At 62.0% G+C, this 20,947-nt stretch carries 21 protein-coding genes; 3 read left to right on the forward strand and 18 right to left on the reverse strand.

The window, feature by feature from the left end; translation table 11 throughout:
• The first annotated feature begins 18 nt into the window (after positions 1-18).
• Complete coding sequence (locus IAU67_RS07795; RefSeq protein ID WP_187767887.1) at positions 19-420, forward strand: DUF5319 domain-containing protein; 402 nt, start codon at positions 19-21, stop codon at positions 418-420.
• An 85-nt stretch (positions 421-505) separates the two neighbouring features.
• Here IAU67_RS07795 and IAU67_RS07800 read toward each other — a convergent pair whose 3' ends face one another.
• Together IAU67_RS07800 and shbA are read right to left on the reverse strand one after the other, a co-directional pair.
• Positions 506-1,444: a hypothetical protein gene (locus IAU67_RS07800; RefSeq protein WP_151842108.1), complete on the reverse strand. Its 939-nt coding sequence runs from the start codon at positions 1,442-1,444 to the stop codon at positions 506-508.
• A 48-nt stretch (positions 1,445-1,492) separates the two neighbouring features.
• A complete protein-coding gene (shbA, locus tag IAU67_RS07805) occupies positions 1,493-2,080 on the reverse strand; it encodes an RNA polymerase sigma factor ShbA (protein WP_151842109.1) in 588 nt (195 codons plus the stop codon).
• Between the two features lie 284 nt (positions 2,081-2,364).
• Between shbA and IAU67_RS07810 the strand changes: the two genes are divergently transcribed.
• A complete protein-coding gene (locus tag IAU67_RS07810) occupies positions 2,365-2,721 on the forward strand; it encodes a WhiB family transcriptional regulator (RefSeq protein WP_151842110.1) in 357 nt (118 codons plus the stop codon).
• Positions 2,722-2,885: 164 nt separating this feature from the next.
• Here IAU67_RS07810 and groL read toward each other — a convergent pair whose 3' ends face one another.
• The 11 genes from groL to glmS all read right to left on the reverse strand — a co-directional run bounded on the left by groL (position 2,886) and on the right by glmS (position 15,922).
• Positions 2,886-4,502: a chaperonin GroEL gene (gene groL, locus IAU67_RS07815; protein WP_151842111.1), complete on the reverse strand. Its 1,617-nt coding sequence runs from the start codon at positions 4,500-4,502 to the stop codon at positions 2,886-2,888.
• A 12-nt stretch (positions 4,503-4,514) separates the two neighbouring features.
• The gene (gene groES, locus IAU67_RS07820; protein WP_151842443.1) at positions 4,515-4,811 is read right to left on the reverse strand and encodes a co-chaperone GroES; all 297 of its coding nucleotides are present in this window, start codon (positions 4,809-4,811) and stop codon (positions 4,515-4,517) included.
• A 171-nt stretch (positions 4,812-4,982) separates the two neighbouring features.
• A complete protein-coding gene (gene tsaD / locus IAU67_RS07825) occupies positions 4,983-7,385 on the reverse strand; it encodes a tRNA (adenosine(37)-N6)-threonylcarbamoyltransferase complex transferase subunit TsaD (protein ID WP_151842112.1) in 2,403 nt (800 codons plus the stop codon).
• Between the two features lie 64 nt (positions 7,386-7,449).
• A complete protein-coding gene (locus IAU67_RS07830) occupies positions 7,450-7,974 on the reverse strand; it encodes a CAP domain-containing protein (RefSeq protein WP_151842113.1) in 525 nt (174 codons plus the stop codon).
• 133 nt (positions 7,975-8,107) lie between these two features.
• Positions 8,108-9,526, reverse strand: coding sequence for a serine/threonine-protein kinase (locus IAU67_RS07835; protein ID WP_225723484.1), 1,419 nt, complete (start codon positions 9,524-9,526; stop codon positions 8,108-8,110).
• A gap of 31 nt (positions 9,527-9,557) precedes the next feature.
• Positions 9,558-10,241, reverse strand: a complete 684-nt coding sequence (locus tag IAU67_RS07840) for a hypothetical protein (protein ID WP_151842114.1) — start codon at positions 10,239-10,241, stop codon at positions 9,558-9,560.
• Positions 10,242-10,256: 15 nt separating this feature from the next.
• On the reverse strand, positions 10,257-10,994 hold the full coding sequence (locus IAU67_RS07845) for a hypothetical protein (protein WP_151842115.1): 738 nt from the start codon (positions 10,992-10,994) through the stop codon (positions 10,257-10,259).
• 125 nt (positions 10,995-11,119) lie between these two features.
• Positions 11,120-12,049, reverse strand: a complete 930-nt coding sequence (locus tag IAU67_RS07850) for a DMT family transporter (RefSeq protein ID WP_151842116.1) — start codon at positions 12,047-12,049, stop codon at positions 11,120-11,122.
• 242 nt (positions 12,050-12,291) lie between these two features.
• A complete protein-coding gene (gene tsaE, locus IAU67_RS07855) occupies positions 12,292-12,837 on the reverse strand; it encodes a tRNA (adenosine(37)-N6)-threonylcarbamoyltransferase complex ATPase subunit type 1 TsaE (RefSeq protein ID WP_225723485.1) in 546 nt (181 codons plus the stop codon).
• Positions 12,827-14,035 (reverse strand): alanine racemase, encoded by a 1,209-nt coding sequence (gene alr / locus IAU67_RS07860; RefSeq protein ID WP_151842118.1) that lies wholly within the window; start codon positions 14,033-14,035, stop codon positions 12,827-12,829. Before alr ends, tsaE begins: the two co-directional genes overlap by 11 nt.
• 24 nt (positions 14,036-14,059) lie before the next feature.
• On the reverse strand, positions 14,060-15,922 hold the full coding sequence (gene glmS, locus IAU67_RS07865) for a glutamine--fructose-6-phosphate transaminase (isomerizing) (protein WP_151842119.1): 1,863 nt from the start codon (positions 15,920-15,922) through the stop codon (positions 14,060-14,062).
• Between the two features lie 86 nt (positions 15,923-16,008).
• Here glmS and IAU67_RS07870 point away from each other — a divergent pair, with 86 nt between their 5' ends.
• Positions 16,009-16,905: a dienelactone hydrolase family protein gene (locus IAU67_RS07870; RefSeq protein ID WP_187767888.1), complete on the forward strand. Its 897-nt coding sequence runs from the start codon at positions 16,009-16,011 to the stop codon at positions 16,903-16,905.
• Positions 16,906-17,030: 125 nt separating this feature from the next.
• On the opposite strand, the gene IAU67_RS07875 is transcribed toward IAU67_RS07870, so the two are convergent.
• From IAU67_RS07875 to bsaP, 5 genes are all read right to left on the reverse strand, one after another.
• Positions 17,031-17,300, reverse strand: a complete 270-nt coding sequence (locus tag IAU67_RS07875; RefSeq protein WP_151842120.1) for a hypothetical protein — start codon at positions 17,298-17,300, stop codon at positions 17,031-17,033.
• Complete coding sequence (locus IAU67_RS07880; RefSeq protein ID WP_151842121.1) at positions 17,294-18,691, reverse strand: hypothetical protein; 1,398 nt, start codon at positions 18,689-18,691, stop codon at positions 17,294-17,296. The genes IAU67_RS07875 and IAU67_RS07880 overlap by 7 nt, the downstream gene beginning before the upstream one ends.
• A complete protein-coding gene (locus IAU67_RS07885; RefSeq protein ID WP_151842122.1) occupies positions 18,688-18,984 on the reverse strand; it encodes a hypothetical protein in 297 nt (98 codons plus the stop codon). The genes IAU67_RS07880 and IAU67_RS07885 overlap by 4 nt, the downstream gene beginning before the upstream one ends.
• Before the next feature lie 201 nt (positions 18,985-19,185).
• Positions 19,186-20,526, reverse strand: a complete 1,341-nt coding sequence (gene glmM / locus IAU67_RS07890; protein ID WP_151842123.1) for a phosphoglucosamine mutase — start codon at positions 20,524-20,526, stop codon at positions 19,186-19,188.
• Positions 20,527-20,669: 143 nt separating this feature from the next.
• Positions 20,670-20,939 carry a biotin synthase auxiliary protein BsaP gene (bsaP, locus tag IAU67_RS07895; RefSeq protein ID WP_151842124.1) on the reverse strand — a complete coding sequence of 90 codons (270 nt, stop codon included), beginning with the start codon at positions 20,937-20,939 and terminating at the stop codon, positions 20,670-20,672.
• Positions 20,940-20,947: the final 8 nt, after the last annotated feature.

Below are 20,947 nucleotides of genomic sequence, written 5' to 3' on the forward strand. Positions count from 1 at the left end.
GCACGGTACGGTTAAGGTGTGAATTTCAACGACCGTATGCCGCCGGATCCTTTCGCCGACGACCCCAACGATCCCGCCTCTTTCCTGGAGCCTGACGAGGACAATATTCCCGTCACCGAGGAAGAAAAGGTGGGGCTTCGCCAGGACCTGAAATTCGTCCGCGAGTTCCGCAAACTCCTGGAGCCGCGCCACGTCCGCGGGATCACGATGTTCTGCGAGGAATGCGATGAGCCGCACTTCTACGACTGGAACATCATCGAGTCCAACATCACGCTCATGTTGGAGGACCAGCCGATGCCCGTGCACGAGCCGCTGGTGCAGCCGAATCCTCATGATTACGTGACCTGGGATTACTGCCTGGGATATACCGACGCCGCCGAGTACTACACTCGCGGTACCCACCTGAAATTCCCCTGGTAGGGGCTTGGGGGAATATGAGAAGGCCGAGCTGGGAGGCTCGGCCTTTGTGTTCTGTGCACACCGGGGGTTTGATACCGAGAGGCTTTTACACCGAGGTGCGAGCCGTCGCCCCCATCGCTGTGGCTGGTTCGTGTGGAGCGGGGGCCGGCGCGATACGCCCGCCCAGAGTATCCCTGAGGGTGGACAGATCCGAAGGCTGCGTGCCGCGCGGTGCGGCCGGCGCGGTGTTCGCACCGCCCGTTGGGGCACCGGGGGTAGCTCCCGCGGACGGTGCCTGTGGGGACGGTTCCGCTGCCGGCATGGGTGCCGTGGACTCTCCCGGAGCACCTGTGACGGTGCCCGTGACAACGCCGGTGGCAGTGCCCGTGGAGGAATCCTTCGTGGCGTCCACCGTGGAGGTCTCCGCGGCACTCGTCGCCGGGTCCTTCGTGGAGTCATCAGCATCAGCCGCTGGGTCCTTCGATGGGTCCTCGGCGGGATCCTTCGGCGCGTCCTCGCGCGAGTCCTTCGCCGCGTCCTCCTCCGGAGACTTCTCCCCCGCCCCGGGCTCCGCGGTCTTCTTCGCCTTCAGGGCATCAGTTGCGTCGCCGTCCTGGTCCACGCCGGGCTCATTCGGCGCAACCTCCGGGCTGTCCACGGGCTTTTCCAGCCGAGGCTGGATGAAGTTGTAAGTTGCGATACCGCCCACCGCGATGGTGGCCGCAGCAACGCCGGCCACCAGAATGCTCGCAACACCCACGCCACCGGCCGTGGCCGCGAACACGCCACCACGACGCAGATGGCGCCGTCCAAACAGACGCCGCCCGCCCCCACCAGGCGCTGGATCATCCACACCCTCCGACACCAGCGGCGGTTCCGGCATATCAGCATCAGCCTCAGCACGCGCTGCAGCAAGCAGGTTCAACAGTGGATCCTGTCCACCGTCAACAGACGCACCCCGACCGAGTTCATCCAACACTCGATCCACGTCAAGAATCTCGGAGAGCTGCTCTCCAACTCCTTGAGGGAGGTCCTTGTGGCCCATGGCTTTCCTTAAAAAGAGTAAACGAACTGTCCGACGTACTACCGATCCCTAGCCCACATCCGCGTCTATGCTCCGAGCTTCAACATGGTCACGAAGCTTCGCCAGAGCACGGAACTGAGCAACCCTCACCGCACCGGCAGACATTCCCAGAATGTCGGCCGTCTCCTCCGCCGTATAACCACCGAAGATGCGGAGAGTAAGAATCTCTCGTGCCTTATCACTCACTACATCGAGCAGCTTCGACACATCGTTACACGAGTCCAACATCAACATCTCCGACTCAGGATTGTCCGCCCTAGACTCCCCATCAGGCACGTCCTCCACAGGTTGGGAGAGATCCCGAGATTGCGAACGCCGGGCGTCGACAATTTTATTAGCAGCAACGCGGTACACGAACGCCATGAACGGCAACCCCTTATCCTCATAACCCGGCATCGCCCGGGCCACGGCCAAACAGACCTCCTGGGCAATGTCATCAGCCGTGGGATACTTCGTGGCCCCCACCCGCGCGCGGCAATACCGCACCACCTGCGGATGAATCAGATTAATGAGTTTCTGCAGAGCCCGAGGATCACCACTGCTCGCAGCAGGAACAAGCGCTTGAATAGCAGCGTCCTGCTCGCTCGCGTTCGTCATGCGCAATCCTCGAAAATAGTACGGCTCAGGGACATCCACGGGAAAAAGGGTTCCGCGATCAGTCTGCACTTACTTTACCCATAGCCACGGCTAATGTTTATACGTCCGGGGAATCCCCCCACGGTAGGGCACACACGGGGCCTTCACCAATAGTTCAACTAACGTTCACCAGTGGGTGTTTAAGCAGGTCGCGGGGTCTTGAGAGGGTGATGCGGTTCGTTCGTTTCGCTGGGCGCAATGTGTGCGTTAACACGCGTTCACTTTCACCGCACACCCTTGGAAGCATGACGCTCACAACCGATGTTTCGCAGCGCACGTCCCGAACAACTCGGACACGCCGTTCCACGCCTATCCTTCGCACCTACGGCTCACTTCCCGGCAGCGCCACCCACCACTGGGACTGGCAGATGCAAGGATCCTGCAGAGGAGCGGACTCCACAGAGTTCTTCCACCCCGACGGCGAGCGCGGTCAAGCCCGAGCGCGGCGTGAAGCTCGGGCGAAAGCCATCTGCGCGCAGTGCCCCGTGATGCAAGAGTGCCGGGACCACGCGTTGCGCGTGGGCGAGCCCTATGGCATCTGGGGTGGGCTGAGCGAAAGCGAGCGGGAGGAGATCTTGAGCGTGCGCGCTGAGGCGAGCTGAGGGCTCGATACACCCCAGGGTTTCCTGGATCGAGGGCACGTTGCTGTTATTTGCCGGAAATAACAGCAACGTGCCCTCGATCCGGGAAGCAGGTAGCAGCACAGCCCGGGAAGCGGACAGAAGTAAAGCCCAGCACGGCTGTGCTGGGCTTCATCTCTAACCGCTTAGTGGGCGTGGCCGTGGCCTGCCGCAGGAGCTGCAGGCGCCTCAGGCTTATCCACAATCGCAGTCTCGGTGGTCAGAACCATACGCGCCACGGAAGACGCGTTCACCACCGCAGAATGCGTGACCTTCACAGGGTCGATGATGCCCTGGCTCAGCAGGTCTCCATACTCCAAGGTTGCGGCGTTAAAGCCGGAACCGTTGGGCTGCTCGGCGATGTGGGACACAACCACAGCACCGTCAAGGCCAGCGTTGTCCGCAATCCAGTACGCAGGACGGCGAAGAGCAGCGGCCAGTGCGCGCAGACCAATGGCCTCGTCACCAGAACGCTCGGAAGCCAAAGCCTCCACCTCGGTGGCGATCTGTACCAGGACAGATCCGCCACCGGCGATCACGCCTTCCTGGGTAGCGGCGCGGGCCGCATTGATGGCGTCCTCGATACGCAGCTTGCGCTCGTTGACCTCGGTCTCCGTCGCGCCACCGGCGCGGATCACTGCCACACCACCGGACAGCTTCGCCAGGCGCTCCTCGAACTTTTCCTTGTCCCAGGTGGAGTCCGTGCGCTCGATGTCGTTGCGGATCTGGTTACGGCGTGCATCCACGTCCTCGGCGGAGCCTCCACCGTCAACAATGACGGTGTCGTCCTTAGAGATCGTGACGCGGCGCGCGGTTCCCAACTGGTCCAGGGTGACCTCGGACAGGTTGTGGCCCAATTCCTTGTCCACCACAATGCCGCCGGTCACGATGGCCAGGTCGTCCATGAACGCCTTGCGTCGGTCACCAAAGTATGGGGACTTCACGGCAACGACCTTCAGGGACTTGCGGATGGCGTTGAGCACCAGCATCTGCAGCGGCTCGCCCTCCACGTCCTCGGCGATGATGAGGAGCTGCTTGCCGGACTGGGCGATCTGCTCCAGAACAGGCAGGAAGTCTGGCAGGGAAGAAATCTTCTCGCGCACGAGGAGCACCAGAGTGTCCTCCAGGACAGCGTGGCCGGTTTCTTCCTCGGTCACGAAGTAAGGGGACAGGTAGCCCTTGTCGAAGGACACACCTTCAGTGACGATGGCCTCGTCCTCCACGGACTGAGACTCTTCCACGGTCACCACGCCGTCCTTGCCTACCTTGTCGAAGGCGTCAGCAACCATCGCGCCGATCTTCTCGTCACGGGAGGACACGGTCGCCACGTTGGCGACCGCGGCGGTGTCCGCCACCGGCTGAGCAGCCTCAGCCAGCTTCTTCAGCACCAGGTCCACACCTTCTTCGATGCCGCGGTTCACGGCGATGGGGTTGGCACCTGCTGCGACGGTGCGCAGGCCTTCGCGGATGAGGGCCTGTGCCAGCAGCGTTGCGGTGGTGGTTCCGTCACCGGCGATGTCGTTGGTCTTGATCGCCACGGACTTCACCAGCTGTGCGCCGAGGTTTTCAAATGGCTCGTCCAGGTCGATGTCACGAGCGATGGTCACACCATCGTTCGTGACCGTTGGGCCACCGAAGGCCTTGGCCAACACGACGTTACGGCCGCGCGGGCCGAGAGTTACCTTCACTGCGTCGGCGAGTGCGTCCACGCCCTTTTGCAGGCTTTCGCGGGCCTCTTGATCAAATGCAATGAGTTTGGACATTAAGCGCCCCGCTTACTTTTCGATGACAGCGAGGATGTCACGCTGGGCAAGAAGCAGGTACTCTTCGCCGTTGTACTTCAGTTCGGTGCCACCGTAGCGGGAGAAGATCACGGTGTCCCCTTCCTTCACGTCCAGGGCTACGCGCTCGTTATCGGACCAGCGGCCTGGGCCGACGGCGATCACGGTTGCTTCTTGTGGCTTTTCCTTTGCGGAGTCTGGGATGACCAGTCCGGATGCGGTGGTGGTTTCAGCTTCGACGATCTGAACGAGGACGCGGTCCTCAAGCGGCTTGATGTTGACGTTCGCCACGGGAATACCTCTCATGTTGTTAGGTTTCGATTGTGCCGGTGTTTTTCCGTGCACAGTCGTCGTCGCGGGTGAACAACTGTGTGTCAAAAACAACCTACTGGCACTCTACCCCTGAGAGTGCTAACCCTCAACAATGGCGGCAACCAGGCGGCAACTTGGCCGCCACCACGCTCACAACAGCGGCGTCTCCACATCCAACGACGGATCCGTCGCCACGTGCAGGTCGCTCGCACTCTCCCCCGCCAGAATCAGATGGCTCGCCAGCGCCGCGATCATCACGCCGTTATCCGTGCATAACTCCAGCGGCGGCACGTGCAGCTCCACACCCGCCTCGGCACAGCGCTGAGCGGCCAGATCACGCAGGCGCCGATTCGCACTCACGCCGCCGCCCAGCAGCAGAACTTGAGCGCCCTTATCCTCACACGCCCGCAACGCCTTGACCGTCAGCACGTCCACGGCCGCCTCCTGGAAGCTGGCGCACAGGTCCTCCACCAGGATGGTCTCCCCCGCCCGTTCGGCCTGCTCCACATACCGCGCCACGGCCGTCTTCAGGCCCGAGAAGGAAAAGTCATAGCGGGCATCCTGCGGCCGCATCATCCCGCGCGGGAATTTGATCGCATCCGGGTTTCCCTTCGACGCCAGCCGGTCAATAATCGGGCCTCCTGGATACCCCAACCCCAGCAGGCGGGCGACTTTGTCGTAGGCCTCGCCGGCGGCGTCGTCCAGGGTGGATCCCAGTTCCTCCATGGGCTTGCCCACGCCCTGCACGTGCAGGATCTGCGTGTGCCCGCCGGAGACCAGCAGGGCGATGGCGTTGTCCAGGGTGGAGGTGTCCACGCCGTCCACGAGGGTGTCCACAGCCACGTGCCCGCCCAGGTGGTTCACCGCGTAGAACGGCACCTCCCATGCCGCGGCGTAGGCCTTCGCGGCGGCCGCGCCGACCAGCAGCGCCCCGGCGAGTCCCGGCCCGATCGTTGCCGCCACGGCGCTGGGCTTCTCGATCCCTGCCACCTGTAGCGCCGCACGCATCACGGGCTGCATGGCCTCCAGGTGCGCGCGGCTGGCGATCTCCGGAACCACGCCACCGAATCGCGCGTGTTGCTCCATCGAACTTGCCACCTGATCTGATGCGATGCGAAGCGTTGCCCCGTCACCGTCCCCGTTTATCTCAATTATTCCGACGCCCGTCTCGTCGCAACTGCTTTCCACCCCCATGATGAAGCGTGGGTTGCCCTCGGCAGGCTGTTCGGTTTCGGCAGGCGCGTGTGGCGGACGCATCATGGTGTACGCGTCCGCGCCGGAGGGTTGGTAGTAGCCCCGGCGGGTGCCCTGGATCTGGAAACCGTAGCATTCGTAGAGGCCGATGGCCGGGCGGTTATCCGTGCGCACTTCCAGGAACACTGGGGCATGCAGGCGATCGGCGATCGCCATCATCTGGTCCATCAACAATCGGGAGTAGCCCTTGCCCTGATGCTCCGGGGCGATGGCGATGTTCTGCACCTCTGCTTCCGCGTCCTGCGGGGACCCCAGCACGGCGAGGTCCGCGTAGCCCACCAGCTCGTCTCCCCGAAACAAGCCCAGGAAGGAGGTGAACGGGGTGCCGATGGCCATGCGCACGGTCTCTGCGGACCACGGCGCTTCGTCGGCGAACAAGCGCTTCTCTAGTGCAGCAACCAGGGGTGCGTGGTCCGGTTCCAGTGGTTCGATACGGACCTGCGCGGGGTCGATGGCAGGCCATTCTTCCGCCCCGCCGCCATCGCCCTCACGGTCGTAGCGCTGGTGTTCGGCCAGCTCATGGGCCTCCACAGCCGCGGTGTTCACGGCCTGGGACACGCCTTTGAGATGGGGAACCACGGCGTCGGGTCTACGAAGGTACAGGGCACGCGGCGGATCGGTGGGGCGCAGAAGGCCAACCGCGGAATGTTCCTGTGCGATGGCCGCACGGATGAGTCCGGTGGTGGTGGGGTGGGCGTCCGGGACAACGGTGTCGGAGCTGGACACGCCCTCGGTGACCGCATCGGCGATGGACGCGCTACAGAGCACCTCCGCGGAGGAGTCGTGCGCCAAGCCGTGGGCGGCAATCACATCCTGCGGCGCGGACACCGCCGACGGGGACACGCAGCGGCACTCCACGCCCGCGCGGGACGGTTGGAGTTCGAAGGAGGCGTGGTACCACTCGCGGCGGCGGGCGTCGGCCAGGACAACAATGCGACGCGGCGCCGAGCCCACCATGGGACGGGTGGCGACGTGCTGCCAGGCGGTGGCGGCGAGCGACGGGACGGAGTAGACGGGCACGCCCAGGGCATCGGCAAAGGCGGCGCCGGTGGCCATGCCCACGCGCAGACCCGTGAACGGCCCGGGGCCGCAGCCCACCACGACGGCGTTCACGTCTGAGGGGCGCAGGCGCGCTTCCTGCAGACAGTCCAGGATGTTCGGAGTGAGAAGCTCCATGTGGCCGCGGGCATTATCTACCTCGCGTTCGGCCAGAATCTCCACGGAACCAGTTAACGCCACCTGGGCGATGCCGCAGGTGACGTAGTTAGTGGAGGTGTCGATGGCCAGCACGGTAATCATGGTGACTAAGTGTAGGCCGATCGGGTGGTCAGTTCGAATTGTGGCGGGTGAGAGCTGTGGCGGTTTAGTAGGCCGCGAAGTTCTGGGTTGCCCACACCGTTCCGTTGGCGGCATAGGCCACGCCCACGCCAACGTGCGTCATCTCAGGATTCTGCATGTTCGCCCGGTGTCCCGGAGAGTTGTGCCATGCCTTGATGAGGTCCTGTGCAGAGGCACCAGCGTATGACATCAAGCAGTTTTCAGCTCCTGTGCGCGCTCCAGGAGCGTAGGAGGCCATGAAGTTAGGACGGTGATGCAACTTACCCTCACGAGCCATGCGCTGAGACCAGTCCTGAGCAACGTTGTTCAAGTGCGCATCAGCCTTCAATGGACGCAGGTTGTGCTGACGGCGGTAATCGTTCAGAGCATTGATCAGCTCAGCCTGAGTGATCTGGTGATTTGGGGTCTCCTGGCTGACGTTGTGAGTAGCGTGCTGTGCCACCTCGGGAGACAGCGAGCCCAGGTCGATGCTGGGAATAGGAAGATTAGGAGCGAGACTTCCGAGGAGTGACAGAACAATGGTGCTAATTCCGGCGAGTGGGTTAGCCATGAGTTAATCCCTTCTTGAAACAATCCCAGCCCTGCGCTGGTAGTTACAGAATAAAATGCGGTAATGCTCACTACATTACTGTATGGGGAGCACTCCCCTCACATATCGAATGACATATCAACTAGCATATGACCTAACATATTGGCAGCGTCAATCGGAGCGACTCTGAATCCCGTCCGGACACAATCAACCCGTACGTATCGAGCGATTCCGTTGGAAATACGCCAAAGGCCCGACCGCTCGAATTCATGGGCATCGTATATGCGCTGCAGCGATCGGACGTCATAGTCTGAATATCGCCAGTGGGCATCACAGAGTCACGTGCCGTCGCCGATTCAAAATGAGCGAGGACCACGCTTAATTCTTCTGAGTTACAGGCAATGCGGGCTAATTCTCCCGGGTTCGGGTCGCGGCGCTCACAGTGTGTGGATCGCCAGCCCTGGCCACCTGGTTCTGCGCTCACAATCTTCGGGAATGTGGCGGCTAATCGAGCGTCCTCACCGTCCCAAGAATCTGCGAGGAGGTTCGGCACCACGACAAGTCCAGCCGCGATAGTCGCGGCGGCCACACCCAGCGCAGCGATTGTCTTTCCAAATGAACGGCCTTTACCTGTGCGGTTACCTTGAGGCTCAAGTTGCGCCAGCGCGACCGCATTGTGCAAGGCCTCCACAAACGCCGCCGCCGTAGGGAATCGCTTCCGCGGATCAATCGCCAACACCCGCGAGAACACACGGTTGATGTCCTTTATATGCGGAACATCCGATGGGTGGATCCATGGAGCCTTGAGCTCCGGCACGGGCCGCTTCACCACCCATTGCTCGTCAGAGACCGATTCCCGAACATAAATGCCGGTCAGCATTTCGAAGGCGACAAGTCCCAGGGAATACTGCTCGCTCACCGCATTTGGCTGCGGCGGACGAGTCACATCCTTCGTGGCCAACAATTCCGGGGCCGCGTACCCATCGGTCCCCATGCGCATGCCCAGCCGGGTCATGCGGGTGGATTCGCGATCCACCGCGATGCCAAAGTCCGTCAACATCGCCGCAGGGCCACCCGTCCCCGCCGCTGGCAGCAGGATATTCGCCGGCTTAATATCGCGATGAACCACGGGGTTGGGACGCGCGGCGAGGTAATCAAGCGCGCTCGCAATCGGCGCCAAGATATGCGCTACCTCTAGGACGGACAGTGGTTGATGAGAGGCTCGGCGTCGATATAAAAAATCATGGACGTTCTCGCCTGCAATGTATTTCATCACGAAGTACGGAATGCCGCGGGCGGTCACTCCCCCGTCGTACACAGGCACAATCGCAGGATGATCCAGGGCTGCCATGGTGCGCATTTCTGCATGAAACCGCTGAACATACGCAGCATTGGAGACACAGTGTTCGGACACCACCTTGATCGCCACGGTCCGGTCCAGGTTTGGCTTATAGGCGCGGAACACCGTACCCATTCCACCCTGGCCAAGCTGGGCAATATTCGAGTAGCCCAGGGAACTGAGTTCATTGCGAAAGTCAGCGGGACTGAGCTGCGAATGCGAAGAATCCATCATGAACACCAACACTGAGGCTGAGAGTTAAGGCTTATGCGTAGAACTGCGGGTTCTCCGCCGCAAAACGTGCCAGAACAATTCGCCACGGGACATTAACGCCCTGTTGAAACTCAGGAACACCAAGCTCATTGAGGGTTTCAGCCATGTGCTGAATCTTCTGCGACGTTTTCTTTTCACCCCACCCTAACTGCCGCGCCAAATCAGCCACGGAGGGAACGGCAATGCGTGGACTGGCACTGGGGTCACGATGCAACGGAGCCGCCAACGCGGCCAGCACCTGCTGTTGTTCACGGTTCGGGGAAAACGTATCCGTTGTCAGCGGCGCCACGGGAACATCCATTCGCGGCACCGGCTGAACGGGACGCACAACCGTCACCTCGAGCTCATAACGCATATTTTTCGTGGCGAACAGAATCGAATTCACACCTGCAGGAAGAGGCCACTGCACCCCAGGCGATAACCGCACGGGAGAATACGCAGTGCCACCCAAAGATGGCTGAATAGTGGCAGACAGGAAACTGCCCACATTGCGAATCATCCACATGCCATGGTCGCACCACACATGGAGGAATGCCCGGTGCATGGCCGGGTCATCGTGTCCTACCCGGAACTCTGAGGCTCGGCCAAGGGTAACAGTGTGGCCTTGCGTGACCATTACCCGATTACCCACAAGGTCATCGACAAAAAGATACGTTGATCTTTTCATCTTATCCATACACAGTCCTACGCTTTAATCAACAACCACAATGGGCTGGCGGATCTTGAATGGAGCATAACCAGGCTGGCGAACCTCGATTTTCAGCGTGTATTTACCTGGTTTGTCGAGCTTAATGTCCAAATCTAAGTTTGTGTAACGACCCTCCACCGGAGGCGTCTTTCCATCTAGGTGCACAAGAAAGCTCTTTTTAACAGCATCACCGCCGTTTAAGACGTCACGTCCAGATTCATTCAGGAGCTCAACCTTAGCGTCACCCCATTCGCCCGATAGCCCATAGCCGTTCAAACCTGCGGCCCAGAACGCCAATTCCATTTGCTTTCCAGCGAGGAATTGCATCACACCGTTTCGGCCCGCTTCAGAGGTTTCCACACGCAAGAAACTAAAACCCTGCTCTTCAAGGTCCTTATAGTCGGAAATAATGGTCTCGTTAGAACCCGGGCCGATGGGGTCTTCAGTCAGGAGGAACGACCCATCAGACAAGGCTCGCGGCTCATCCTCATCGATAGGGGTGGGCTCCGCCTCGCGTTCCTTGCTCTTCTTTCCATTCTTCGACACAGACTCGGAGGCCGAATCAGCCTCGGACTCGGTGGAAGACTCCGAAGTAGAGTCGCTGGACGAAGCCGTCTGCGAGGAAGACTGCAGCGCAAACGTCTGCTCTTCCTTCGGTGGGGCATCCTTCGAGCAGGCAGCGACAGAAAGCAGCATGGCCGCAGCCATCGTGGCTGTCATAGCGCGGCGAGGGTAGGACATGGGCACTCCTCAAGTGAAGCAAACTCTGAGTAAATCTTATGAGATTATAAGGTTGAATCTGCCCGTTGGCCAATATCCCGCCTAGCCCCCTCTTTATGAGGGGGTAGCAAACCCTAAATCCCCAGCTACAGCACATCCACCACCATCACGCCGGCGAAAATCAGCACCAGCCCCACCAGCTGCCGCGGGCTGATCTCCTGCCCCCGCACACGCTCCACCACCACGGACCCGGCCATCAGCCCGGACAGCACCGTCACCACCGTCAGCCCCGTGCCGATCTGCGGAACCAGCAGCGCATTCAGCAGCACATACGCCGCCCCGAGCGCGCCGCCGATCCACATCCACCACGGATTCTTCTCCCCCTCCAGAGCCGTCGCGCGCGGCCTCCACCGCTGCAGCACATTCAGCACAATCAGGGCGCCGAGCCCCACAGAAAAACTCACCAGCGCCGCCGCAATCGGCCCCGCAATCACCTGACCCAGATGCCCGTTGATCGCCGCCTGGGACGCAAACAGCACGCCGCAGAGCACGCCGAATCCCCTCCACGCCCACGCGCTCAGCCGCGTGTCCCTTGTGTCCCCCTTATCCCCCGACGCCACAGTTCCCCGTCTCCCCGCCCCACTCACAACGGTCAGAAGCACTCCTGCCATAACAATGGCTGCGCCCACCACGCGCGGGACCGTGATCGGCGACTGCAAGGAATGGAAGAGGCCGGCGTGGTCAATGATGAGCCCCATCAGGATCTGCCCGGCGATGGGCAGGACCACCGTCTGCACCGCCCCGAGGCGTGGGAACATCAAAATGTTGCCGGTCAGGGCCACCACCCCAAGGAGGCCTCCCAGCCACATCCACCAGGGTCCACCCAGCGCGTTCGCCAGCCCCATCTCCCCGTGGTTCAACAGCATCAGGGCGCACGCCAGCGTCAGCGTCCCCACCAAAAAGGAGATCAGGGAGGAGGACAGCGGCGTTCCCGTCGATCGGGACAACCGGGTATTCGCCACTGTTTGAACGGGCATCACCGCACCCGCCAGTACACCGATCACGATCCACATCATGGCCTACTACCCCATCCCACAAAACTCTAGATACAAGAAATTCCTAGGAGGTTCTCGCAGTAAACCTTCTAGGAATTTATTCAACCAGCGGGTTGATCGGACCCAGTGTGCTGGAGGTCCTTGTGAAGCACCCCTCACGGTGTTTCGAGATTATCTAAACATAGAAGCACCGGCTTCGGGACCCCTTTGGAACAAACACACTATTTCGGGGCTAGCTTTCGAGGTCGCTTCTAGGGGCGCTTTTATAGCCACCGCCACGTCAGGGTGCGGGGTTGTTCTGCCTCCAGGTCTAGCTCCGCCTCGGCTACCTCGGCTCGTGTGATCTCCACATCCAGCACCGTGGTGGACAGCACTTCAACCACGCCCCTGCCCCATTCGGCGATCACCACGTCGCCGCCCAGCTCACCATCGAGGTTCACATCAATATCCAGGCTTTCCAGCGCATCCAGCACCTCCGCGCGATCCACATGCAGCCCCGGCTGTACTCCGTCGGCCACGTCCTGTCCCAGCAGCCGGTAGGCGTCCATGTGCAGCATGCCAGGCTTGCCGGGCCCACCGGACTTGTGTGTCCGCACGATGGTGAACGTTGGCGATTGCACGCGCCCCTTCACACCCAGCCCGTCGGCGATCCCCTGGGTAAGCGTGGTTTTCCCAGCGCCCAGCGGCCCGGTCAGAACCACCACCGTCCCGGCCGTGAGTTGGCTGCCCAGCTGCCGGCCCAGCTCCCGCATGTCCTGCGCTGTCGCTGCGTTCGCGCGCCCGTGGGCGTCGTTAAAATTAACGATCATTGGCCGCCTCATTCCCATCAATCTCCTCCGCGCTGTTCACCACGCGCCGAGCCACCCGAGGCCCTCGCGGCAACGTCAGGTTCTCATAGGAAATGGTGCCGCTGGCCTGCGCAAACTCATCCACATGCGGCCCGTTGTGCCCGAACACGACCGCCCAATCGCCCGGCTTCACGCTGTGGTCCTGCCCCAGATCCACCACGAACTGGTCCATACATACTCGCCCGATCTGTGGGTACCGTGTGCCGTTGATCGCCACCGAAAATTTCCCCGACGCCGAGCGCGGGATCCCATCGGCGTACCCCAAAGCCACCACCGCAGTGGTGGTGTCCTGCTGCGCGTGCCAGAGATGCCCGTAGCTCACGCCTTCGCCGGCCTGGACGGTGCGGGTTGTCACGACCCGTGCCCGGAGGGTCATCGCCGGGGCGAAGTGGGTGTCTGTGGGGGTTTCCATCGGGTCGATGCCGTACACGCTCACGCCTGGTCGAACCACTTGGTAGCGCAGGTCTGGCCTGCTGAGTAGCGCCGGGGTGTTCGCCAGATGGTTGGCAGGCATCTCCAGGCCCGCGGCCTCGGCTTTCGCGATGGCCGCGTTGAAGCGGGCGGCTTGCAGGTCGGTAACCTCGCGGCCGGCGTCCATGTCGGCAGACGCCAAGTGTGAAAAAGCGCCGGTCATCTCGAAGGTCTGTGCGTGCTGGGCCAGAAAGTCGATCACCTGGTCCAGCTCCACGGGGCTGATCCCTGACCGGGACAGCCCCGTGTCCACCATCAACCCCGCTTTCGGCCGGATGCCGCTGGCCTCAGAAGCCGCGGCTGCTGCCTGCACAAACGCCTCGGCGTGTGCCAGGGACGGGATACCGACGGTGATGTCTTCAGCGAACACATCCTCCAGTGGTTCGCCGGGAATCCACATCCACGCGGTGATGGGGCATGTGAAGCCCTGGGTGCGCAGGCTCAGGGCCTCCGCGCACGTGGCCACGCCCAGCATCTGTGCCCCGCCGTCCAGGGCCGCCTGGGCGGCCACGGACGCCCCGTGGTTGTAGCCATCGGCCTTCACGATAGCCATCACCTGCGCGGGCGCGGCCTTGTCCACCAGCGTGCGCACATTGGCCCGGATCGCAGAGGTATCCACAATCACCTCTGCCAACACCGGGTGGTTAGAGGCTGTGGGCTGTGCGCTGGGCGAGGCGGAGGTTGTCATGACCACAAGACTAGTACGTGGGTACTACTCCACCGTCACGGACTTCGCCAAGTTACGTGGCTTATCAATGTCCTCGTTACCGCACTCACGGGCGATGTCTGCGGCCAAGAACTGCAAAGGAATGGTGGACAGCACAGGCTGGACCAACGTGGAGGTGCGAGGGATTTCCAACAGCCAGTTGGAGTAAGGCTTGACGGCGTCGTCCCCCTCCTCGGCCACGACGATGGTTTTCGCACCACGGGCGCGGATTTCCTGAATGTTGGACACGATCTTCGAGTGCAGCACCGGGCGGCCCTCTGGCGATGGAACAACCACCACCACCGGCAGGTCATCCTCGATCAGGGCAATCGGGCCATGCTTCAGCTCACCGGCGGCAAAGCCCTCGGCGTGGATGTAGGCCAGTTCCTTGAGCTTCAGTGCACCCTCCAGGGCCACGGGGAAGCCCACGTGACGGCCGAGGAACAGCATGGTTGGGATAGCGCCCAGCTCCTTGGCCAGGTCCAGGACGGTATCGCGCAGCTCCAGGGTCTTCTCGATCTTCTCCGGCAGGGCCTCCAGCTCGTCGAAGATCACGGCGATCTCATCGGAGTACTTCGTACCGCGGGCCTGGGCCAGCGCCAAACCTACCAGGTAGTTGGCCACGATCTGCGCCAGGAATGCCTTCGTGGATGCCACACCGATCTCCGGGCCGGCATGTGTGTACAGCACTGCGTCGGCCTCACGCGGGATCTGGGAACCGTTGGTGTTGCAGATCGCCAGCACGCGGGCGCCCTGGGCCTTTGCGTGGCGGACGGCCTCCAAGGTGTCGGCCGTTTCACCCGATTGGGAGATCGCCACCACCAGGGTGGAGCGATCCAGCACCGGATCACGGTAGCGGAACTCGGAGGCCACCTCGATCTCCACGGGCACGCGCACCCAGTGCTCGATGGCGTACTTCGCCAACAGGCCCGAGTGGTATGCGGTGCCACAGGCCACCACGAACACCTTGGATACGTTGCGCAGGTCATCGTCGGACAGGCGCTGCTCGTCCAAGACGATGCGGCCATCCACAAAGTGACCGGCCAGAGTGTCGCGCACGGCGGCAGGCTGCTCGTAGATCTCCTTCATCATGAAGGAATCAAAGCCGTCCTTCTGTGCGGCCTCCAGATCCCAGTCGATGGTGAACGGGGTGCCCTCCACCGGCTCGCCGGCGAAGTTGTACAGGTTGTAGCCCTCCGCGGTAATGACCACAGCGTTGTCCTGGCCCAGCTCCACGGCGTTCTTCGTCCGGTCGATGAAGGCTGCCACGTCGGATCCGATGAACATTTCACCGTCGCCTACACCCACGATCAGCGGGGTGGAGCGGCGGCCCGCCACGATGGTGCCGGGGTGGTCCGCGTGGGTAAACAGCACCGTGAACGCGCCTTCCAGGCGGGACAGCACGTTCAGCGCGGAGGCTTCAAAGTCGCCGGCCGTGGGGCCTTCGTTGTATGCCAGAGCTACAAGGTGTGCCGCAACCTCGGAATCCGTTTCCGATTCCAGCTCAATCCCGTGGGATTCGATCTCCTCGCGCAGGCTTGCGAAGTTTTCAATAATGCCGTTGTGCACGATGGCAGCTTTGCCGTCGAAGGATTTATGTGGGTGTGCATTGACGTCGTTGGGCGAGCCGTGGGTTGCCCAACGCGTGTGCCCAATGCAGGCGGTGCCGGAAAACTCGTCACGGCCAACCTCATCAATGCGGTTGAGAAGGTTGTCTAGTTTGCCTTCCTTCTTCTCTACCTTCAGTGTTCCTTGTCCTACTACGGCAATACCGGCGGAATCATATCCGCGATATTCCATGCGCTTCAGCGCATCGAGGCCAATTTGCAGAGCACCGGAATTACCGACATATCCAACGATTGCACACATGCCGGTGATTCTACACGGCATAAAATTGTGCGGGTAGTGCCTGAGCACGGGTGCTTCGTCACACTCTTCTGTTAATCTTGTTTCTTGTGGCTGACAAGTTGAAGAACCTGATCCCCCGTCTCGGAAAGCGCGGACCGCACCGCGTGCTCACTGGCGAGCTTGAGTTTGCCGGCATCCCCGGTCGCGTCTACACTCCTGCCGAGGGCAAGGGCATCCCCGCCGTTGCTTTTGGTCATGATTGGCGCCAAAGCATTGAGGCGTACCACGCAACGCTGCGTCACCTCGCCAGCTGGGGCATTGCCGTGGCAGCGCCGAATACGGAGAGGGGTTTTGCTCCCAACGCGCGCGGGTTTGCCTCTGATTTGGAGACGTCTCTGCAGATCCTGGCTGGTGTGAAGCTCGGCCAGGGCAACATCTCGGTTGATCCCACCAAGCTGTTCCTCGCGGGTCACGGTTTCGGTGCGTCCTCCGCTGTCCTGGCAGCGACGGGACGTACCGCCTCTCACAAGGGCGTGAAGACCTATGAGAATCAGGCACTGCTGGCCGGTGTAGTTGCGATCTACCCGTCCGATACGTCGCCGTCCTCCTACGAGGCCGCAAAGTACGTGGAGGCTCCTGGCCTGGTCCTGAATGCCGGAGCGATCGGCGAGATCCCCATGGGTGATGCCACGCGCATGGCCGCGCAGTGGAAGGGTGACGTTGTTTACCGACGCCTAGAGCGCGCCACCGCTCAGGGCTTCAATGAAAAAATCACCAAAAAATTGTTGATGGGCAAGGGGCTGCCTGAGTTCAGCAATCAGGATCTTGCACGTGCCTTGATGACCGGGTTCATTCTGGCGGAGACGGATAAGAAGTACGCCGCTTTCCGCGATGACACCGCTGAGCTTAAGCGGACCCTGGTCGCCACGAAGAAGGAACTGGTCGACGAGCTGCCGGAAAACGCGGATATTCAAAAACGTATCCAGGAGCTCAGCTTCAAGTGAGCCAGCGTGCGCTAGGGCAGCGTGCACTAGGTCGGAGTGCGCTAGGGCATCGTGCACGAGGTCAGCGTCACATCACACGGCTGGTAGGCGGCGCTGCACAGCCAGCGCCGCTCATCCAACGTTGCTCAAGCGTGATGAAAGATATTCGGACCTCCTGGAGCTGACTTCGGCGCGCTGCCGGATGCATCGCCACGGTGTGAGACCTGTGCAGGCAGGCTATCGTGCTGCGCGGCGTCGATCGGCAGTTCAAGCCCCTCCAAGTCTTTTAGTAGCTTGCCTACCTGCTGCGCTGCCTGTTTTAAGTTGTCCTCAAACTCGGCGGTGATGGCCGTCATCTGATGGGCAAAGTCTTCCACGATGCGGTCGTAGGGATTGCTGGTGTGTTCGCTCACCACTGTTCGCTCCTTGCTAGATGGACGGTAGCAGCCGACCCCACGGCGCCACCGGTTCCTGATGTTGCTAACTCCACAGGGCTTGCCGCGGCCGCGCTGCCTGTGGCACTCGTGGAGAGTTCGGAAGCCACCGCCACGTTGGCGTGAACATCCACCCAAATGTCTGGTGCCCACGACGACGAAGACGATGCAGCCGGAACCGCTTCCGGGGCCGGCGCTGGAGCTGGCGCAGGTGCTGGTTCGGGGGCCGGCGTTGGAGCAAGCGTCGGAGCTGGCTCCGGTTTCTGCTCTGTAGCCTCGTCTAGGCATGGCTCCTTCGCCTCGGGCACTGGTTGCGGAGCTTGCTCTGGTTTCTGCTCTGACGCCTCGTGTGGGCACGGCGCCTTCGCCTCGGGTGCTGGTTCGGGCGCCCGGTCGGGCTTCTGCTCAGGCGCTGGGTCGGGCGCGGGCGCCTCGTGCGAGCAGGGCGACGCGTCCTCCGGCACTGGGCAGTGACTCTCAGCCATGGCCTCTGGACACAGCATGTCCGCTGCCTGCGACAGGCACTGATGCCACACAGACGCCGCCATGTTCACGTGATTCTGCACCGTGGACACCAGCTGCTGCGGAGAAATCAGCGGTGGGCACGTCGCCGCCCCCGTCGCGTGAGACACCTCCACTACCGGCGCTTGGGCCACGCTCACCGCTACATGAGTCATCCCTACGCCTGGAGCATGGGTCATCTCTACACATGGCGTCTGCGCGGGCGCTTGGGCCACGCTCACCGGAGACTGGGGCGGCTCGTGAGAAACCACAGGAGCAGCCTCGTGCGACTGATGAGAACAGTGGCACTGCTCGTCCTGGTGTGCTGGCTCCGCATCCGCAATAGCCTGACTACAGAGCGCCTCCAACGTGCCATTGCGAGACTGCAACAACCCCTCCACTGCCAGCCCGGCCTGGGTCAACAGCGTCTGGACAATACACTCCCCATGAGGGGCAGGGGCCAGCGCCTGAATGAGACGCGTCACGTCCTGGAGGCCGGTGGTGATCGCGCTGATGGCGTCGGCACATTGATTCACAACGGCCCCCACCCTCTCCACACAGTGACCCGCGGACATCGCCGCATCGTGCATCGCCTGATGATGCTGACACAACGATTGCACAGCCTGGGCGAGAGACGCGCACACCGAGCCCTGACCCACACCCTGCAACGCCGGAACGACCTGCTGAGAGCTCTGCACCGGAACACACTGGTCGCTCGTCACGAAACCGTTCAGCGCCTGCGCCCACTGGACAAGCACCCCCACGTCCAGCCCGGCGCTAAACTGCGCCTGCGACCGGGCCGGCTCCACCGGCGCGCCAAGATCCTCTAACGTGCATAAATCCTGCTCCACCCGAGCCTGCGGATCCATCATGATGCGCCACCGCCATCCAACGTGTCGGCGGCATCCACGCGACGAACCACAGCCTCACTCTCCGAAGTCACTGTGTGGACGCGACGAGCATACTCCACACCCACGTCATGCCCACGCGCGAGGCTTGCGGCCCACTGCTCAGCTAAACCGGATAACCCCTGGCCGAACGCATGAAGCGGAACCTCCGGGCGCTCGCCGTCCAAGAAGTCTCCCCTCAACCTCTGCGTCTCCTTGAGCTGCGCTAGCTGCTGCAGCGCCTGCGCCACGTCCAAGGACAAAGCTGAGTGCTCCATACTCTTCCCCTTTCCCTGTCTTGTCTACAATCCCGTTGTCATCAGTCCCGTTGCCTTAAGCGGTCCAACTGAGATCCCACATTGTTAGACTCCACAGACGCGAAAAAGGTTCACACAAATTTTGTGTGAACCTTTTTGGGGTAGAGAACCTCGCAGGGCGGAGGCTGTCAAACAGCGCGCCCGGCGTCGGTATTAATCCAGCTAGACGGCCGCAACCACCGCAGCGAGCTGGCCCGCGATCTTCCGGGCAGAATCAGAATCCGCAGCCTCCACCATCACGCGGAACAGCTCCTCCGTGCCCGACGGACGCAGCAGCACACGGCCCGTATCGCCCAGCACCTGCTTCGCCTGCTCAATCGCGGCCTGCACAGAACTGTCCTGCATGATCTTGGACTTGTCGGACACAGGCACGTTGATCAACGTCTGCGGCAGCACGGTCATCACCTGAGCCAGCTCACTCAATGGCTTTTCCGTGCGCGCCATCCGCGCCATCAACGACAAACCAGTCAGGGTGCCATCGCCGGTCGTTCCATGCTCAGGGATGACAACGTGGCCGGACTGCTCGCCGCCCAGGGAGTAATCGCCCGCGCGGAGCTCCGCCAGCACGTAGCGATCGCCCACCTTCGTCTGCAGCAGATCAATGCCATGTTCGCGCATAGCCAACGTCAGACCCAGGTTAGACATGACGGTCGCCACCAGCATGTTCTTCTTCAGCTCGCCGTCTTCCTTCATGGCCAACGCAAGGATCGCCATGATCTGGTCGCCATCAACCACGTTGCCTTCGGAATCCACAGCCAAGCAGCGGTCAGCATCGCCGTCGTGCGCCAGGCCCAGATCGGCGTGATGCTCCACCACAGCCTGCTGGATGACCTCGATGTGCGTGGAGCCCACACCATCGTTGATATTGAAGGAGTTCGGCTCATTATTGATCGGGATGACTTCCGCGCCAGCCTGGCGGTAGGCTTCGGGAGCGGCTTGGAACGCCGCGCCATGTGCGCAGTCCACCACCACACGAATGCCGTCCAACGGCGTGGGCACGGCTTCGCGCAGGTGCGCCAGGTAGCGGTCCAGGGCCTCGGCGGACTCGTCCAAGATACGGCCGATGGCTGCACCCGTGGGGCCCTCTTCCGGCAGGTCCAGCATGGTGGCTTCGATGGCGTCTTCCATCTCGTCATCCAGCTTGTGACCGCCGGCGGCGAAGAACTTGATGCCATTGTCCGGCATAGGGTTGTGCGATGCGGAGATCATCACGCCCATGTCCGCGCCGAAATCATCGGTCAAGAAAGCCACCGCGGGCGTGGGGAGAATGCCCACATCCAGTACGTCGATGCCCTGGCTAGCCATTCCAGCTGCCAACGCGGAACCCAGCATCTCGCCGGAGACGCGCGGGTCGCGGCCGATGATGGCCGTAGGGCGGCGGCCTTGCTCTTCTTTAGAGACCAACACGCGCGCTGCAGCCGCTCCAAGTTTCATTGCCAGCGGGGCCGTCAACTTGTGGTTGGCGAGGCCTCGCACACCATCTGTTCCAAAGAGTTTTGCCATAGTGGCTCATTCTACACAGCTGCTACTGAGGTCGAAGGGCGGCTTGGTGTGGCTGGGGCGTGGCGGTGTGGCTGCGGTGTGGCGGCGTGGCCAAGGCGCAACGGCCAAGGCGCAGCGGTACCGCACCCGCAGCGCCCGCTCCCCTAACGATCCAAAATCGACGAGTCCACCGTCCCGTGCCGCGAGCAGCACGCCGACCATCCGTCGGGCCGGACTTGCACCACCATCCGCCGCCCGCACAGTTGGCAGTAGCGCGGCACATCCAGTCCAGCGGCCGCGGCAAAGTGGACGTTCACTGCACTGATGTCCGCGACGTCGCTTAGGTTCTGCCCAGTGTTGGGGTGGAACAGCGGCGCCTGCCCCAGGAGCACGGCCTGTTCCAGCTCTGTGCTGTCGAGGTTGTGTCGTGCCACCGCGCGCC

Origin of the sequence: Corynebacterium zhongnanshanii (assembly GCF_014490575.1) — a bacterium.
GTDB classification, from domain to species: Bacteria; Actinomycetota; Actinomycetes; order Mycobacteriales; family Mycobacteriaceae; genus Corynebacterium; species Corynebacterium zhongnanshanii.

Bases quoted from the DNA above. Each gene is read 5' to 3' on its own strand.
- tsaD (WP_151842112.1), bottom strand. From the start codon at position 7,385: ATGATTACCGTGCTGGCCATCGACACCTCCACTAACTACGTCACCTGC.
- IAU67_RS07880 (WP_151842121.1), bottom strand. From the start codon at position 18,691: ATGATGGATCCGCAGGCTCGGGTGGAGCAGGATTTATGCACGTTAGAG.
- IAU67_RS07800 (WP_151842108.1), bottom strand. From the start codon at position 1,444: ATGGGCCACAAGGACCTCCCTCAAGGAGTTGGAGAGCAGCTCTCCGAG.
- IAU67_RS07840 (WP_151842114.1), bottom strand. From the start codon at position 10,241: ATGGATAAGATGAAAAGATCAACGTATCTTTTTGTCGATGACCTTGTG.
- IAU67_RS07810 (WP_151842110.1), top strand. From the start codon at position 2,365: ATGACGCTCACAACCGATGTTTCGCAGCGCACGTCCCGAACAACTCGG.
- groL (WP_151842111.1), bottom strand. From the start codon at position 4,502: ATGTCCAAACTCATTGCATTTGATCAAGAGGCCCGCGAAAGCCTGCAA.
- tsaE (WP_225723485.1), bottom strand. From the start codon at position 12,837: ATGATCGTTAATTTTAACGACGCCCACGGGCGCGCGAACGCAGCGACA.
- IAU67_RS07850 (WP_151842116.1), bottom strand. From the start codon at position 12,049: ATGATGTGGATCGTGATCGGTGTACTGGCGGGTGCGGTGATGCCCGTT.
- glmS (WP_151842119.1), bottom strand. From the start codon at position 15,922: ATGTGTGCAATCGTTGGATATGTCGGTAATTCCGGTGCTCTGCAAATT.
- IAU67_RS07845 (WP_151842115.1), bottom strand. From the start codon at position 10,994: ATGTCCTACCCTCGCCGCGCTATGACAGCCACGATGGCTGCGGCCATG.
- IAU67_RS07885 (WP_151842122.1), bottom strand. From the start codon at position 18,984: ATGGAGCACTCAGCTTTGTCCTTGGACGTGGCGCAGGCGCTGCAGCAG.
- IAU67_RS07830 (WP_151842113.1), bottom strand. From the start codon at position 7,974: ATGGCTAACCCACTCGCCGGAATTAGCACCATTGTTCTGTCACTCCTC.
- alr (WP_151842118.1), bottom strand. From the start codon at position 14,035: ATGACAACCTCCGCCTCGCCCAGCGCACAGCCCACAGCCTCTAACCAC.
- shbA (WP_151842109.1), bottom strand. From the start codon at position 2,080: ATGACGAACGCGAGCGAGCAGGACGCTGCTATTCAAGCGCTTGTTCCT.
- IAU67_RS07835 (WP_225723484.1), bottom strand. From the start codon at position 9,526: ATGATGGATTCTTCGCATTCGCAGCTCAGTCCCGCTGACTTTCGCAAT.
- glmM (WP_151842123.1), bottom strand. From the start codon at position 20,526: ATGGCAAAACTCTTTGGAACAGATGGTGTGCGAGGCCTCGCCAACCAC.